This window comes from Pseudonocardia sp., assembly GCF_025965585.1.
Lineage (GTDB): Bacteria > Actinomycetota > Actinomycetes > Mycobacteriales > Pseudonocardiaceae > Pseudonocardia.
In genome coordinates, this window is record NZ_JAOPWR010000024.1 from 1 (window position 1) to 14,576 (window position 14,576).

Consider the following 14,576-nt stretch of genomic DNA (forward strand, 5'->3'; position numbering starts at 1 on the left):
TCGTCCGCGTGCCGCCGGGACGCGGCGCCGACGGCGGGACGCGGACCGGTGCGGCCGGCACCGTGGTCTGCTCCGCGACCGGGCGCACCGGGGGAGCGGGCGGCCGCACGCGGGGCACCTCGAGGGCCACCGCGACCCGGCGCAGCTCGGTGAGCATCGCGATGGCGTCGGCGGGGCGCCCGGCGGGATCGCGGCGCGTGGCGCGGCGCACCAGCTCGTCGAGCTCGGGCGGCACGTCCCCGGCGATGAGCGACGGCGGCGGCACGTCGGAGTTCACGTGCCGATAGGCCACCGAGATCGCCGTGTCACCCGTGTACGGCGGCACGCCGGTGAGCATCTCGTAGAGCATGATGCCCGCCGAGTAGACGTCGCTGCGCGCGTCGGCGGCACCGGTGGCGACCTGCTCGGGCGAGAGATAGGCGACGGTGCCCATGATCAGCCCGGCGTGGCTGGCCCCGGCCTGCGCGGCGGCCACGACGAGACCGAAGTCGGCGACCTTGACCTCGCGCGCGGTGCTGATCAGCACGTTCTCGGGCTTGACGTCGCGGTGCACCATGCCGAGCCGGTGCGCCTCGGCGAGCCCGAGCAGCACCGGCTCCAGGACGGCCAGCGCGGCGGGCACCCCGAGCGCGCCGCGGGCGCGCAGGACGTCGCGGAGCGTGCAGCCCTCCACCAGCTCCATGACGAGGAACAGGGTGTCGCCGTCGTCGCCCTGGTCGAAGACGTCGACGACCGCGGGGTGGTCGATGCGGGCCGCGGAGCGGGCCTCGCGCTCGAACCGCATCCGGAAGGCGGGGTCGGCGGCCATCCGCGGATCCATGATCTTGACGGCGACGGGCCGGTCGAGCCGGGTGTCGGTGCCCCGGTAGACGGTGGACATCCCGCCCCGCGCGATGACCGAGCCCACCCGGTAGCGCGCGTCGAGCAGCGCACCGGCCGTGGGTGGGGCGTTCACGAGACGACGGTACCGTCCACGGCGGGGGCTGCCCGGAACCCCCGTTGGTGTGGCATCGTGTGCCGTCGTGAACGACGTGTCCGTGCTGTCCGAGGACGTGGCCACCCTTCCTGTCGACGACGTGGCGAAACTGCTGTCCATCCCCGTCTCCCGCGTGCACCAGCTGGTGCGCGACGGTCAGCTGCTGTCGTTCCGCCGCGACAGCGACGTGGTGGTGCCCGCCGACTTCTTCGTGGAGTCCGAGATCGTGAAGGGACTGTCGGGCACCATCATCCTGCTGCGCGACGGCGGCTACACCGATGCCGAGATCCTGCGCTGGCTCTACGAGGACGACGACTCGCTGCCCGGCACGCCCGTCGCGTCGCTGGCGGCGGGCCGGCACCGCGAGGTGAAGCGCCGCGCACAGGCGATGGCGTTCTGAGCCGACCTCCGCGTCGCGCGCGCGTCCTGATCGGGTGCGACCATGGCGCCATGGACTGGACGGGCAAGATCGTGCTGATCACCGGGGCGTCGGCGGGCATCGGGGAGGCGACGGCCCGGGCCGTGTACGCACGGGGCGCCGTGCCGGTGCTCGCCGCCCGTCGTGGTGATCTGCTCCTGAAGCTGGCCGACGAGCTCCCGGGCTCGATGCCGGTGGTGGTCGACGTGACCACGCCCGACGGCCCGGGAGCGATGGTGACGGCCGCGCTCGCCGCCCACGGCCGCGTCGACGTGCTGGTCAACAACGCCGGCCAGGGACTGCACGTGCCGCTCGACCAGGTCGTGCTCGACGACTTCCGCGCCGTGCTGGAGCTCAACGTCGTCGCGGCGCTGGGCGTCATGCAGGCCGTGCTGCCGGCGATGCGCGCGCAGGGGGGCGGCGTGATCGTCAACGTCAGCTCGGGTACGTCCCGGCGGACCATCCCGGGGCTGGGCGCCTACGCGTCCACGAAGTCGGCGCTGAACATGCTCTCGGCCGTGGCGCGCGAGGAGTGGGCGCCGGACGGCATCGTGGTCAGCAACGTCTACCCGACGCTGACGGCCACCGACTTCCACGAGAACCTGCGCGCGGGGGCCTTCGACACCGGCTCCCGGCCGCCGATGGCCGCCGACACGGCGGAGAACGTCGCGCAGGTCATCGTCGAGACCGTCGAGAACGGCGACGCGGAGCGCGTGCTCACGCCAGGCCTTCGCTGACGGTGAGCTGCTGCCCGGCCCGTCGCGCGGCGGCCGGCCGGGCCAGCACGATCACGATGCCCACGACGATCCACGCCGCCGACACCGCCGGGTAGAGCCCGGCCGCTCCGGCGGGGTACGGGTCGACGTTGCGGAACAGCGTGTAGGCGACGAGCACCAGCGCGAGCACCGGGATGACCACCTCCCACATCGCCACCTCGTGCCTGCCCTGGAAGAACAGCAGCCGCGCGGCCCCGATCGTCGCGAGCGCGTAGGCGACCAGCAGGATCAGCGTGCCGATCGTGCCGGAGGCCACGAACAGGTCGAACGGCGCGCCGCCGAACACGAACCAGGCCATCGCGATCACGATGTACATCCCGATCACCACCACGACGGTGGCCCTCGCCGGGGTGCCCCGGCTCGCCGACACCTCCGCCAGACCCGTGGGCGCGACCCCGTCGCGGGCCAGCGCGAAAAGCAGCCGCGCGGCCCCCACGGCGCAGGCCAGCGCGCAGCCGAAGGCGCTGATCGCGGCGCCGATCGTGATGAGGTCGCCGATCCAGGCGGCGACGTACTGCGTGCCGAGGTCCCCGAGCAGCGACGACGACGCCGTGAAGGCCTTGACCCCGGCGTCGTCGGTGCCGAAGCCCATCACCTCGACCGCCGTGACGAACACGAAGTAGACGCCGCCGAAGATCGCGGTGCCGAGGATGGCGCGGGGGATGCTGCGCCGCGGGTCCTTCGCCTCCTCGCCCAGCGTGGCGGCGGCCTCGAAGCCCGCGAACGACAGGAAGCCGAACACCACGCCGAGGAACACCGCCGAGACGTCGGTGCCGGGGGCGACCGAGAACACCGAGAGGTCGACGGTGTGCCCACCCGGCGCGGTACCGGTGGCCAGGCGCACGAGGATGATCACCGAGACGACGATGATCAGCGCGACCGTCGCGCCCTCGATCGTCAGCAGCACGCGGGTACCCCCGCGCGCCGGCACGACGGCCAGCGCCAGCACGCCCAGCAGCGCGATCGCCGCGATGAGGAAACCGGCCCACCCGGGCTGGTTCGTCCAGATGCCCAGGCTGTCCAGGGCGGCGGCACCGAAGATCCCAGCGGCAGTGGACGTGACCACGCCGTAGAAGACGTAGGTGCCCAGGAGCGACCACCCGGCCACCACGCCGGTGCGCGCGCCGAGCGTGGCCCCGACGAACCCGTAGACGCTGCCCGCGTGATGGAACCGCTGGCACAGCCGCACGAACGTGTACGCGATGAGCAGCACGCCCACCGTCGCCAGGGCGAACGCGAGCGGCACCGCCCGCCCGACGGTGCCCGCCGTGCCCTGCGGGTTGATGTTGGCCGCCATCGACGGCGCCATCAGGGCCAGGGAGAGCCCGACCGCCTGCCACACGCTCAGCTCCCGCCGGAGCCCCGTCCCCGTCCCCGTCACCGCATGCTGCGCCATCGGCAGATGGTGAGCTAGAAGATCGCGAATGTCACTGCCCGTACCGCTTCGTCGCCCATCTGGACGCATCGCGCGTACTCGGTGCGGCGGGTGGCGAGGATGCAGCGGCCCAGGAGATCGCCCAGCCCGTCCATCAGCACGGGATCGGTCTCCAGCGCGGCGAGGGCGTCGAGCTGGGTGGCCGGCAGCGGTCGCAGGCCGGGGAGCGTCGCCGGGTCGTGGGCCGCAGGCGGGGGCAGCTCCATGCCGCGGGACAGCCCGTCGAGCCCGGAGAGGATCAGGCCGCCCAGCGCGAGGTGCGGGTTGCTGCTGCCGTCGCATGCCTTGAGCTCGGCGTTCGCGCTCGCCCGCTCCCGCCCCCGGAACGGCGACGCGATGCGCAGCGCGGCCTCGCGGTTGTCGAAGCCCCACGACACCGTCGACCCGGCCCACGCGCTCGGCCGCAGGCGGTCGTAGGACAGGTAGGACGGGCAGGTCAGCGCCACGAGGGCGGGCAGGTGGTGGAGCACTCCGGCGAGGAACGCGCGGGCTGTCGGGGAGAGGGCGAACGGGTCGTCCACCGCGGCCATGACGTTCTCCTCGCCGTCCCACAGGGAGAAGTGCAGGTGGCAGCCGCTGCCGATGCCGTCCGCCCACGGCTTGGGGGCGAACGACGCGAGCAGCCCGTGGCCGACCTCGGCCACGCCGCGCACGGTGTCGCGCAGCCGCAGCTGGCGGTCGGCGGCGGCCAGCGCACCGGCGTGCCGGACGGAGATCTCCTGCTGGCCGGGCCCGTACTCGTTGATCGCCTGCTCCACCTCCAGACCCTGGGTCACCAGCGCGTCGACGACGTCGTTGACGACGTGCGCGGCGCGGTCCAGACCGGCCGACGAGTACACGGGCCCGTCGGCCCACGGTCGCAGCCCGCCCGGGGTGCGCTCGGCGAGGTAGAACTCGTTCTCGAAGGAGGCCTGGACGGTCAGACCCGCGGCGGCCGCGCGCTCCACGGCGCGCTTGAGGAACCCCCGCGGGCAGGCGCCCCAGTCGAGCCCGTCGTGGCCGACCTGGTCGCAGAACACGCTCGCCACGCCGTCGAGCCAGGGGAGGCGCGCGTAGGTGTCCATGTCCGGGACGATCCGGATCTCGCCCACCGGCTCCATGCCCGCGACGGGCACCAGGTCGTCGAGGACGTTGATCGCGTTCTGCGCGCGGGTCAGGCCCAGTCCGGAGGTGATCGCCCCGCCCAGCCACGCGGCGTGCACCTGCTTGCCGCGGATCACGCCGCTCGGGTCGCCGTAGAGGAAGCGGACCAGCCGCTCGTCGGTCACGGCCCGTACACCCGCGTCGCGTTGCCCGATCCGATCATCCCGGCGACCCGGATCGCGTCGGTCAGGCTCCAGTCGCCGTCGGCCACCCAGCCGCCGAGCACCGCGGTGATCGCGCGGCGCCAGAGCAGCGCCCCGAGGTGGTGCAGCTCGGGCGGACCCCACGCGTCGGAGGAGAAGAGGACCTTGCCGAACGGAGCCACCTCGAGCGTCTCCGCGACCACCGCGCGGCTGGCCGCACCCGTGTAGTTCACGGCCAGCCCGACGTCGAGGTGGACGTGCGGGAACGCGCCGGCCAGGTACGCGGCCGTGCGGTGGTAGGGGTAGCAGTGCAGCAGCATGATCGGCACGTGCCGCGGCTGCACGGCCCGGATGAACGGCGTGAGCAGCGACGGGTCGCAGCGGTGCAGCGTCAGGTCGGGGTCGCCGTAGCCGACGTGGAACTGCAGCGGCAGCCCGTGCTCGACACCCGACCAGAGCAGGTGGCGCAGCAGCACGGGATCGGTGAGGGGACCGCGCTCCTTCAGCCAGCGCCCGGCGGCCCGCCGCACCTGCAGCGGCGTCGGCGGCACCGGGTCGACGTCGAGCCCGTACCGGTAGGCGATCACCGACTTCAGCGCCACGGCCGTGCGTGCCCGCTCGGCCAGCGCGTCGGCGAACGCGTCGCCGAAGCGGGAGGCGTCGGTGCCCCGGGCGACCACGTCCTCGGCCACCGCCTCCAGCCGCACCACCTCCGCGGCCTCGGCCCCGGCGGTGGCCGCCAGCCCGGCGGGATCGAGGATCTCGCCGGCCCGGTAGCCGGTCTCGACGAGGAATCTCCCGATGCCGCTCGCGGTGAGGAAGCGGCGGGCCACCTCGGGGCCCCCGAGCTCGGCGCGGCGGGCCAGGTAGTGCTCGACGTCGGTATGCGGGGGGAGGTCGAGCACCGGCGCGCACCATCGGCGGACGGAGAACCCGAGCTGCGAGTCCAGGTGCGAGGTGCCCGGCGGCGCGGGCCACGGCGACTCGGTGAGCCCGTCCTCGAGGGCGGCGCGGTCCAGGTCGGCGGTGGTGGCCCCGTGCACGTGATGGTCGACGAGCCGGAGCTCCCGGACGGCGTCGGCCAGCGGTCCCTCGTCGACGATCATGGCGCCAGCAGACCCCCGCGCCGCGCCGCCGTCAACCACCCCACCTCGCGGGGCTGGTCAGAGGCGGGTGCGGGCGGCCAGCGCTTTCGCCAGGCCGGGGACCGCCACCGCCACGCGGCGGGTGGTGGGGACGGCGACCCGGCGGTGCAGCACGGGGAAGTCGGCCGCCTCGATCTGGTCGAGGATGTCCCGGTAGAGGGTGAACGCGCAGGCCACGCAGGCCCGGGACACGGGCTCCAGCATCGCCACGCCCGGCTCGGCGCGCCGGTAGATCGCGCGCGTGTGGGCCACGATGTGGGCCAGCGCCCGGCGCACGCGCGGGTCGGGACGGCGGGTGCGCCGGCACCACACCAGCAGGTCGCGGTCGACTCCGAACGCCGCCAGCTCCTCCGACGGCAGGTAGACGCGGCCGCGGTCGAGGTCCTCGCCGACGTCGCGCAGGAAGTTGGTGAGCTGGAACGCCATCCCGAGCGCCGACGCCGGCCCCTCGGCCTCCTCGCGCGGCACGGTGGTGCCCAGCACGGGGAGCATCTGCAGGCCGATCACCGACGCCGAGCCGTGCACGTAGGCGCCGAGGTCGTCGAACGTGGCGTAGGAGGTGACGTGGGTGTCCATGCGCATCGACGTCATGAAGTCGGTGAAGTGGCGGTGGTCGATCGTGTAGCGGTCCGCTGTGTCGGCCAGCGCGGCGAGCACCGGGTGGGCGGCGGGGGCCCCGGCGAGGGCGTGGCCCAGCGCGGCGTCCAGGGTGTCGAGCCGGGCGGCCCGGGCCGCGACGGGGGAGCCGTCGCCCAGGTCGTCGACGATCTCGTCGGCGTAGCGGGCGAAGCCGTACAGCGCGTGCACGGCGGGCCTGCGCTCGCGCGGCAGCAGGCGGGTGGCCAGGAAGTACGTGCGGCCGAAGCGCGCGTTGAGCTCGCGGCATTCGCGGTAGGCGGCCCGCAGCGCCAGGTCGGTGATCCCGGCGGCGTCGAGCTCAGCCTGCGCGCTGCTCGGCACCGGAGGCCGGGGGGGCGGTGCCACCCGCGACGGCGGCGGGTTCGGGAGCGGGCCCCGGGGCGGCGGTGAGGCGCACCGGGACGCGGGCGCCGGGCCGCAGGCGCAAGGGGTCCTCGCGCAGGAGGGACACGGCGGCCAGCGCGGCGACCGCGGCGCAGGCGGCGAGGTAGCCCCAGTTGTAGAGCCCGTCCTCGCCGTTGGGGTAGTAGACGACGATCAGCATGAGCGACACGAAGACCATGTACTGCAGCCCCCGCGCGGTCCACACCGTCATCGCCAGCAGGGCCATCCCCCAGCTGACGTACCAGGGCAGCGTGGCGGGGGAGAGCACGGCCACGGCGAACAGCACGATGCCGGCGCGGCGCACCACGTCGGGCCCGCCGTCGCGCGCGGCCCACCACTGCCGGACCGCGAGCACGACGAGCAGGGCGATGCCGATGCCGCGGAAGATGTTGATGAACAGCTGGTAGTTCGCGCCGAACAGACTGAGGATGCCGCCGACGATCTGGCCCGCCGCGGTGGGCAGCGACATCCAGTTCACGATCATCGACGGTGCGCTCAGGGCCGGAAGCCAGCCGAGGTCGACGCTCGCGGCGAAGGTGCACGCCGCGAACACCACGACGAACACGCCGATGCCGGCCGCGGCAGCCTTGGTGATGCGGACCCGCTGCGACCCGGCCATGTGGGCCGCCCAGATCAGGACGATGAACGGCAGCGCCACACCGGCACTGGCCTTCACCGCCATCGCGAGTGTGACGAGGGCGACACCCCCCACGTGCCGCCCGCGCAGCGCCACCACGAAGCCGGCCGCGAGCAGGCCGACCACGAGCAGGTCGTTGTGCCCGCCGCCGATCATCGTGATGACCATCATCGGGTTGGCCACCGCGACCCACAGCGCCAGCGGGACCTTGCCGCCGAGGCGGCGGGTGAGCTCCGGCAGCGCCCAGACCAGCAGCGCGAGGCCGGGCAGCAGCGCCAGCCGCATGAGCACGACGCCGAGGATGATGTTGTTGCCGATCACCCAGGCGACACCCTTGGCCAGCAGGATGAACAGCGGGCCGTAGGGCGCCGGGGTGTCCTGCCAGAAGTAGTGGACGTTGTCCGACAGGATGCCCGGCATCGCGATCGGCCCCACCGCGTACGGGTTGAATCCGTTGAGCGGCAGGGCGCCCTGGGCGAGGTAGCTGAAGATGTCGCGCGTGAACAGCGGCGGCGCGAACAGCATCGGGACGATCCAGACCAGCGCGGTGGTGAGCACCGCGCGGCCGCCGACGCGCTCCGCGAGCACGTCGCGGCCGAGCCGGATCCACGCCCAGACCATCAGGACGACGCCCGCGTACATCAGGAACGCCGCCATGTCGTGGCCGTGGCCGTAGCGCCAGAAGCCGATGGGCGAGTTGGTCATCAGCGGGTCGCGGACCAGCACGCCGCCCGCGCCGAAGCCGCCGATCACGAGCATCACCGCGGCGGCGAGACCCATCAGCAGCGTGCGACGGGGCGGGTTGCCGAACCGGGCGCGCAAGGAACTCGCACGTGCCGGGTGCGGCACGGGCGTCGGCGGTTCCGGGAGCGTCGGTTCTTCGACCGGGGCTGAGGCGCTCATGACGCGATCCATGCTCGCACGACCCGTGTCAGGGTGCTGTGGGCACCCTGTGGTGCACGGGCGGGACGGGTCCGGTGTGTCTGGTGGTGCGCGGCGTCGGAGCCTGTGATCAGCGCGTTGTGCGGTGCGATCGGGCCGGCGCGCCCGTGATGCGCTGTGCGGCGAGCCGCCCGGACAGCACCACGGGGGGGATCCCGACGCCCGGCGTGGTGCCGCAGCCGGCGAGCACGGCGTTGTCCAGGCCCCGTACGAGGTTGCGCGGCCGGAACGGGCCGGTCTGGGCGAACGTGTGCGACACCGAGAACGGCGTGCCCGCGGCCATGCCCGCGGCGGCCCAGTCGGCCGGCGTGACGAGCCGCGACACCTCGATGTCGCCCGCCACGTCGCCGAGGCCGGGATGGTCGCGGGCCTCCAGCGCGCCCAGCAGTTCGTCGCGGTAGGCCGGCCCGACCCGCTCCCAGTCGAGTGGTCCGGCGTCCAGGTTGGGGCACGGGGCCAGCACGAACAGCAGGTCGGCGCCGTCCGGGGCCAGCCCCGGGTCGGTGGCGGTCGGCCGCGTGATCAACAGTGACGGGTCGCTCATGAGGCGGCCGTCACCGATGATCTCCTGGAACGTGGACTCCCACGCCCGGCCGAACGAGATGGTGTGGTGCGCGGCCCTGTGGCGCGAGCTCCGCAGCCCGGCGTGCAGCACGACGGCGCTGGGCGAGTACCTCAGCGGCACGGCCCGGCGCGGCGCGCACCCGACCAGGTCGTGGACGACGGGCAGGTCCGGGGTGAGCACCACGGCATCGCACGCGAGCCGCTCGGAGTCGGCCGGGGGGTCGTCGGTGGACATGTGGCGCAGTGCGGTGACACGTCCCGCGCCGCGCTCGAGCCCCGTGACGGTGCGCCCGTAGAGGATCGTGGCGCCCGCGTCGACGGCGGCGTCGGCCAGCGCCTGGCCGATGGTGCGCATCCCGCCCTTCGGGAAGTACACGCCCGCGACCGTGTCCATGTAGGCGATCACGCCGTACGCCCCGAGCGCCGTCGCCGGCGGCACGCCCGCGTAGAGGGCCTGGAAGGAGAAGATCCGCCGCAGCCGCTCGTCGGGCAGGAACGAGGCGATCTTCGGTCCGAGCCGCCCGAAGCCGCCCAGCGCCGCGAGCCGCACGAGGTCCCGGCCGAGCAGGTCCAGCGGCGAGTCGAAGTTGGCGCCGATGAACGTGTCGATCTCGGACTCGTAGAGCTTCGTCAGCCAGGCGCGCATGTCCCGGTAGCCCGCGGCGGCCTCGGGCCCGCACACCGCGCGGACCTCCTGCTCCATCGCCACGCCGTCGGTGTGGACGTCGATCGTGGACCCGTCGGCGAAGTGGGTGCGGTAGCCGGGGTCGAGCTCCACCAGGTCGAGGCGCTCCGACAGCTTCTCCCCGACGGCGGCGAACGGCTCGTCTAGCAGGTCGGGCATCGTCAGCACGGTGGGCCCGGTGTCCACCTGAAACGTGCCGCGCTCGGTGCACAGGTCCAGCCGCCCGGCGCGGCCGCCGGGGTGCTCGCCCCGCTCCACAACGGTGACGGAGCGGCCCGCGCCCAGCAGGTGCAGCGCGGCGGTCAGGCCGGCGAACCCGGCCCCCACCACCACGACGTGGTCGGTGGGGCCGGGGACCGTTCGGGTCACCGCCTGCGCCGGGTGGCGGTGACGGCGAGGTCGGCCAGCCGTGACGCCGCGGGCTCGGCGACGTCCGCAGTGGAGAGGGCGTCGAGCGCGGAACCGGTCAGCGCCGCGATCCGCTGCTCCACGGCCTGCGCCGCGCCGAGCTCGGTGAGGATGTCGCGCACGCGCTCCACGCCGCCGCCGTCGAGCTCGGGGTTGCCGACGGCCGCGAGCAGGGCGTCCTTCGCCGCCATGTCGCCCCGCTGCTCGGCCCGCTCGACAGCGGTGGCGACGAGCACCGTGCGCTTGCCCTCGCGCAGGTCGTCGCCGGCCGGCTTGCCGGTGACCTCCGGGTCGCCGAAGACGCCGAGCAGGTCGTCGCGGAGCTGGAACGCCACGCCGATGTCGGCCCCGAACCGCCGGTAGGCGGCCACCAGGTCCGGGTCCGCCCCGGCGATCGCGGCACCGAGGTGCAGCGGCCGCTCGACGGTGTAGGCGGCGGTCTTGTAGCGGTCCACCTGCAGGGCGGCGCGCGTGGAGCTGTCGCCGGTGGACTGGTTGAGCACGTCGAGGAACTGGCCGCCGAGCAGCTCGGTGCGCATCGCCTGCCACGGCTCGCCCGTGCGGTCGAGCGCGTCGTGCGGCAGCCCGGACGTGCGGAACATGTCGTCGGCCCAGACCAGGGCCAGGTCGCCGAGCAGGATCGCGGCGGCCGCGCCGAACCGGGCGGGCCGGCCCTGCCATCCGGCGTCGGCGTGGCGCCGGGCGAACGCGACGTGCACGGTGGGGCGCCCGCGGCGGGTGGCCGAGGCGTCCATGAGGTCGTCGTGGATCAGAGCGGCGCCCTGCAGCAGCTCGAGCGCGCTGATCGCGCGGAGCACGGCCAGGGCCTCGGGCGCGTCGACGGAGCCGCCCGCCCCGCGCCAGCCCCACCAGGCGAACGTCGGGCGCAGGCGCTTGCCGCCGCCGAGCACGAAGTCGGCCAGCGACTCGGTGGCCCGGCCGAACGCGGGGTCGATCGCCGTGGAGCCGGCGGTGCGTTCCTCCAGGTAGGCGGTCAGGGCCGTCTCGATGCCGGCGGCCAGGTCCACGTCACTGAGGCCCGCGGGGAGGCCGTCGTCACCGGCGGGGCGGTGGTCGGTTCCGACGGTGCGCGTCACTGTCGGGAACACCGGATGCTGGCGAGGGCGGGCGAAACGGATGTCCAGGGCACCACACGAGGGTATCGGCGGTCGCCGGGTGCGGCGCGGCGACCGAACGCGCCCGTACCCTGCATCCCGTGAAGGTCACCGATCGCATCGACCGCGACCGTCCCGTCTTCTCGGTGGAGTTCTTCCCACCGAAGGACGAGAAGGGCGAGGCCGAGCTCTGGCGTGCCGTCCGGCGCCTCGAGCCGCTCGACCCGGCGTTCGTGTCCGTCACCTACGGCGCGGGCGGGTCCAGCCGCGACCGCACCATCCGCACCACCGCGCGCATCGCCACCGACACCACGCTGGTGCCGATGGCGCACCTCACCGCCGTCTCGCACTCGGTGGCGGAGCTCCGCCAGGTGATCGGGGCCTACGCCGCCGCGGGTATCCCGAACGTCCTCGCTGTGCGGGGCGACCCGCCCGACGGCCCGCTCGGGGAGTGGACCCCCCACCCCGACGGCCTCACCTACGCCGACGAGCTCGTCACCCTGGTCCGCGGGCTGGGCGACTTCTGCGTCGGTGTGGCGGCGTTCCCGTACGGGCACCCCCGATCGGCGGACATCGACGAGGACGCGGCCCGGCTGGTGGCCAAGGTCCGCGCGGGTGCCGACTTCGCCATCACGCAGCTCTTCCTCGAGCCGGAGGGCTTCCTGCGGCTGCGCGACCGCCTCGCCGGCGCGGGCTGCGACGTCCCGCTGCTGCCCGGGATCATGCCGCTGACCACGGTGCGCACGCTGCACCGCGGGCCGGAGCTGTCGGGTGCGCCGGTGCCGCCCGCGCTGCTGGAGCAGCTGGAGCCCTACGCCGACGACCCCGCCGCATTCCGTGCGGCGGGCATGGACGTCACGGCGGAGCTCTGCTCCCGGCTGCTGGCCGAGGGCGTGCGGAACCTGCACTTCTATACGCTGAACCGGTCCACGGCCACGGCCGAGCTGGTGCAACGGCTGAACCTGGGTGCACGCAGGCCCCTGGGTGCCGCCACGGGCACCGCGGTCAGCGCCCCGGCGGTCTGACCGGGGGGTTGCGGGTGCGGCGGGCCAGCAGCACCACGGCCCCCGCCACCAGCGCCACCACTCCCGCGAGGCCGAGGGTCCAGTTCAGGGCCGACGGGGCTCCGGGGTCGGCGTAGGCCAGCACGGCGGTGACGTCCCCGACCTTGCCGGCCTCGAACGTCCAGCTGACGGTGCTGCCGTCCTCCTCGCCGTTGGTGTCCACCACCGAGCCGGGGAAGCTGATCTTGAGCTGGAAGTCGGCCTTGTCCACCGAGACCGTGGTGAGGTCCACCGTGCCCGTGACGAGCACGCGCCCGCCCGAGCGCCGCAGCGCGAACCGGACGTTCTCGCCCGCGGTGCCCGCGACGGTGCTCAGCTGCCCGACCTGGTTGAACGTCAGCTTGGAGAACGTGAGGACCGAGCCGGTATAGCCCTCCTGGCGGTACGGGGCCACGTCGACGTCGGACGCCAGGTCCGGCGGCAGCGTGATCGCCGGGCCCTTGTCGTCCGGGGACGTCTGGGGCGTGGCGATCACGATCTCGCCCGTCACCGTGTCGTCGGGCTGCAGGGCCAGCGCGGTGCGGACCCGCGCGCACCCGCCCAGCGTGCCGCCGATCAGCAGCACGGCCATCAGTACCAGCAGGAAGGCACGGCGACGCGAGCGCGGCGTGGACACACGAGGACGGGCGGTGCGGGCCGGGGGCGCGGTCGTCGGCGGCATGATCGGCGCTGGCACCCGGTCATCGTGCCACCCGGGACGTTCCACCCGTTCCCGACACCCGTCAGGCGGCGGGGTCCGTGCGGGGCCGGGGTGACGGCGCGGGGCCGGGTGCCATCGGCAGCTCGCGGCCGAGCACGGCGAACGGCCGGGAGTCGCCGGTGAACCGGTGGTCGCGCAGCACGTCGCGGAAGCCGGTGCGGCGGTAGAGATTCCAGGCGCGGCCGGGCGACCGGTCGCCGTACTCGGGGGTGGACAGCAGCACGTGGGAGCGGTCCGTACCCGCGAGCAGCGCCCGCAGCAGCCCCTCGCCCAGCCCGGTGCCCTGCGCGTCGGGCCGCACGTGGAGCTCGGTGAGCTCGAAGTAGTCGGCGAGCCAGCCCTCCGAGTCGCCGCCGCGGACCCGCAGGCCCCGTCGGACCTCATCGAACCACCACTGGCCCGGGCCGCCCGTGTAGCCGTAGGCCACGCCGAGCAGGCGGTCGGAGGAGTCGACCCAGCCGACGGCGCGCCAGCCGGGGCGCCGCACGTGGTCGAGCCACAGGGCCCGCCGCTGCCGAGCGGTGCTCGGGGGGTAGTCCATCGCCGTGACGTAGACGTCCAGTGCCTCGCCCAGCCGGTCGGCGAGATCGCCGGGACCGAGCTGGACGAGCTGGCGCGCCGGGGCCGTGGTCACGCCCCCATCACACCACGTCGTGCCCCCTGTGCGCCGCCCGACGTGGGACACGACTTGACGCCGGCACGCGGGCGAGTTCTACTGGACCTCGATCGAACATGCGTTCGATCGCCGACCGCCCGGTGGTCCGGGGCGGGGGAAGCGCCCCGCCACCGGGTGCGTCGGACGGCGCCGGACTTTCCGGTGCGGGAGGGGAAGCCCGCGGCGGAGAAGGGGAGTGCTTGGGGATGAGTGCCTTCAGCCGGATGTTCGGGTCGCGCCAGCCGACCCCGATCCAGGTGCGCTGGCAGGACGGGGAGCCCGTCGAGTTCCAGCGCAGGCCGATCCACCGCGGTCCGCGCTTCCTCGTCACCGACGTCCGCGAGCGGTGGATCGAGGAGTCGCCGTGGCCGTTCCCGTCGCCGATGCCGGTGGGCGGGGACCGGTTGCGCTGCTGGCGGGTCGTGGCCCAGTCCACCGACGAGCCGCGGGCCGAGGGCCGCGAGTTCGTGCTCCGCATGCGTGCCGGACCCGGAGTCTGGGACCTCGTGCGGGTGGCGGAATGAAGAGGCCGTTCGCCGCGGTGGCGACGGGGCTCGACGAGCGCCCCGGAACTGTCGGTGCCCCGGTGCATGATCGGCGACACGAGCGGAAGGAGCTTTCGATGACCGTCACCACCAGCGCGCGGGTGCCCGCACCCCGTGCCGGCCAGCTCGGTTCGGCACAGCCGCTCGCGACCAGTCGCACGGCGGCCCCGCGCACGTCCCGCGCCGCGGCGCCCGCGTCCCG

At 74.2% G+C, this 14,576-nt stretch carries 14 protein-coding genes; 4 read left to right on the forward strand and 10 right to left on the reverse strand.

The window, feature by feature from the left end; genetic code table 11:
- A partial coding sequence (locus JWR81_RS01165; RefSeq protein WP_297645641.1) for a protein kinase occupies positions 1 to 880 on the reverse strand: 880 nt, incomplete at its 3' end.
- A gap of 142 nt (positions 881 to 1,022) precedes the next feature.
- Here JWR81_RS01165 and JWR81_RS01170 point away from each other — a divergent pair.
- Both JWR81_RS01170 and JWR81_RS01175 read left to right on the forward strand, forming a co-directional pair.
- Positions 1,023 to 1,376 carry an Rv2175c family DNA-binding protein gene (locus JWR81_RS01170; RefSeq protein WP_297645610.1) on the forward strand — a complete coding sequence of 118 codons (354 nt, stop codon included), beginning with the start codon at positions 1,023 to 1,025 and terminating at the stop codon, positions 1,374 to 1,376.
- Between the two features lie 50 nt (positions 1,377 to 1,426).
- A complete protein-coding gene (locus tag JWR81_RS01175) occupies positions 1,427 to 2,131 on the forward strand; it encodes an SDR family oxidoreductase (RefSeq protein ID WP_297645613.1) in 705 nt (234 codons plus the stop codon).
- Here the strand turns inward: JWR81_RS01175 and JWR81_RS01180 are convergent.
- From JWR81_RS01180 to JWR81_RS01210, 7 genes are all read right to left on the reverse strand, one after another.
- Positions 2,112 to 3,566, reverse strand: coding sequence for an APC family permease (locus tag JWR81_RS01180; protein WP_297645616.1), 1,455 nt, complete (start codon positions 3,564 to 3,566; stop codon positions 2,112 to 2,114). The two genes, JWR81_RS01175 and JWR81_RS01180, sit on opposite strands and share 20 nt — an antisense overlap.
- Positions 3,567 to 3,580: 14 nt before the next feature.
- On the reverse strand, positions 3,581 to 4,873 hold the full coding sequence (locus JWR81_RS01185) for a glutamine synthetase family protein (RefSeq protein ID WP_297645619.1): 1,293 nt from the start codon (positions 4,871 to 4,873) through the stop codon (positions 3,581 to 3,583).
- Positions 4,870 to 5,997 (reverse strand): amidohydrolase family protein, encoded by a 1,128-nt coding sequence (locus JWR81_RS01190; protein ID WP_297645622.1) that lies wholly within the window; start codon positions 5,995 to 5,997, stop codon positions 4,870 to 4,872. Before JWR81_RS01190 ends, JWR81_RS01185 begins: the two co-directional genes overlap by 4 nt.
- A 57-nt stretch (positions 5,998 to 6,054) precedes the next feature.
- Entirely contained in the window at positions 6,055 to 6,996 is a 942-nt protein-coding gene (locus JWR81_RS01195) for a phytoene/squalene synthase family protein (RefSeq protein WP_297645625.1), read from the reverse strand.
- Positions 6,974 to 8,599, reverse strand: a complete 1,626-nt coding sequence (gene mptB, locus JWR81_RS01200; protein WP_297645627.1) for a polyprenol phosphomannose-dependent alpha 1,6 mannosyltransferase MptB — start codon at positions 8,597 to 8,599, stop codon at positions 6,974 to 6,976. Before mptB ends, JWR81_RS01195 begins: the two co-directional genes overlap by 23 nt.
- 109 nt (positions 8,600 to 8,708) lie before the next feature.
- Positions 8,709 to 10,256, reverse strand: coding sequence for a phytoene desaturase family protein (crtI, locus tag JWR81_RS01205; RefSeq protein ID WP_297645630.1), 1,548 nt, complete (start codon positions 10,254 to 10,256; stop codon positions 8,709 to 8,711).
- Positions 10,253 to 11,305 carry a polyprenyl synthetase family protein gene (locus JWR81_RS01210; protein WP_297645643.1) on the reverse strand — a complete coding sequence of 351 codons (1,053 nt, stop codon included), beginning with the start codon at positions 11,303 to 11,305 and terminating at the stop codon, positions 10,253 to 10,255. The genes crtI and JWR81_RS01210 overlap by 4 nt, the downstream gene beginning before the upstream one ends.
- A gap of 206 nt (positions 11,306 to 11,511) precedes the next feature.
- Here JWR81_RS01210 and metF point away from each other — a divergent pair, with 206 nt between their 5' ends.
- On the forward strand, positions 11,512 to 12,435 hold the full coding sequence (metF, locus tag JWR81_RS01215; protein ID WP_297645633.1) for a methylenetetrahydrofolate reductase [NAD(P)H]: 924 nt from the start codon (positions 11,512 to 11,514) through the stop codon (positions 12,433 to 12,435).
- Here metF and JWR81_RS01220 read toward each other — a convergent pair.
- Both JWR81_RS01220 and JWR81_RS01225 read right to left on the reverse strand, forming a co-directional pair.
- Entirely contained in the window at positions 12,416 to 13,150 is a 735-nt protein-coding gene (locus tag JWR81_RS01220; RefSeq protein ID WP_297645636.1) for a DUF3153 domain-containing protein, read from the reverse strand. The genes metF and JWR81_RS01220 overlap by 20 nt on opposite strands.
- Positions 13,151 to 13,196: 46 nt before the next feature.
- Positions 13,197 to 13,808, reverse strand: coding sequence for a GNAT family N-acetyltransferase (locus JWR81_RS01225; RefSeq protein WP_297645637.1), 612 nt, complete (start codon positions 13,806 to 13,808; stop codon positions 13,197 to 13,199).
- A gap of 227 nt (positions 13,809 to 14,035) precedes the next feature.
- On the opposite strand from JWR81_RS01225, the gene JWR81_RS01230 reads away from it, so the two are divergent.
- Positions 14,036 to 14,353 carry a hypothetical protein gene (locus tag JWR81_RS01230; RefSeq protein WP_297645639.1) on the forward strand — a complete coding sequence of 106 codons (318 nt, stop codon included), beginning with the start codon at positions 14,036 to 14,038 and terminating at the stop codon, positions 14,351 to 14,353.
- Positions 14,354 to 14,576 lie beyond the last annotated feature (223 nt).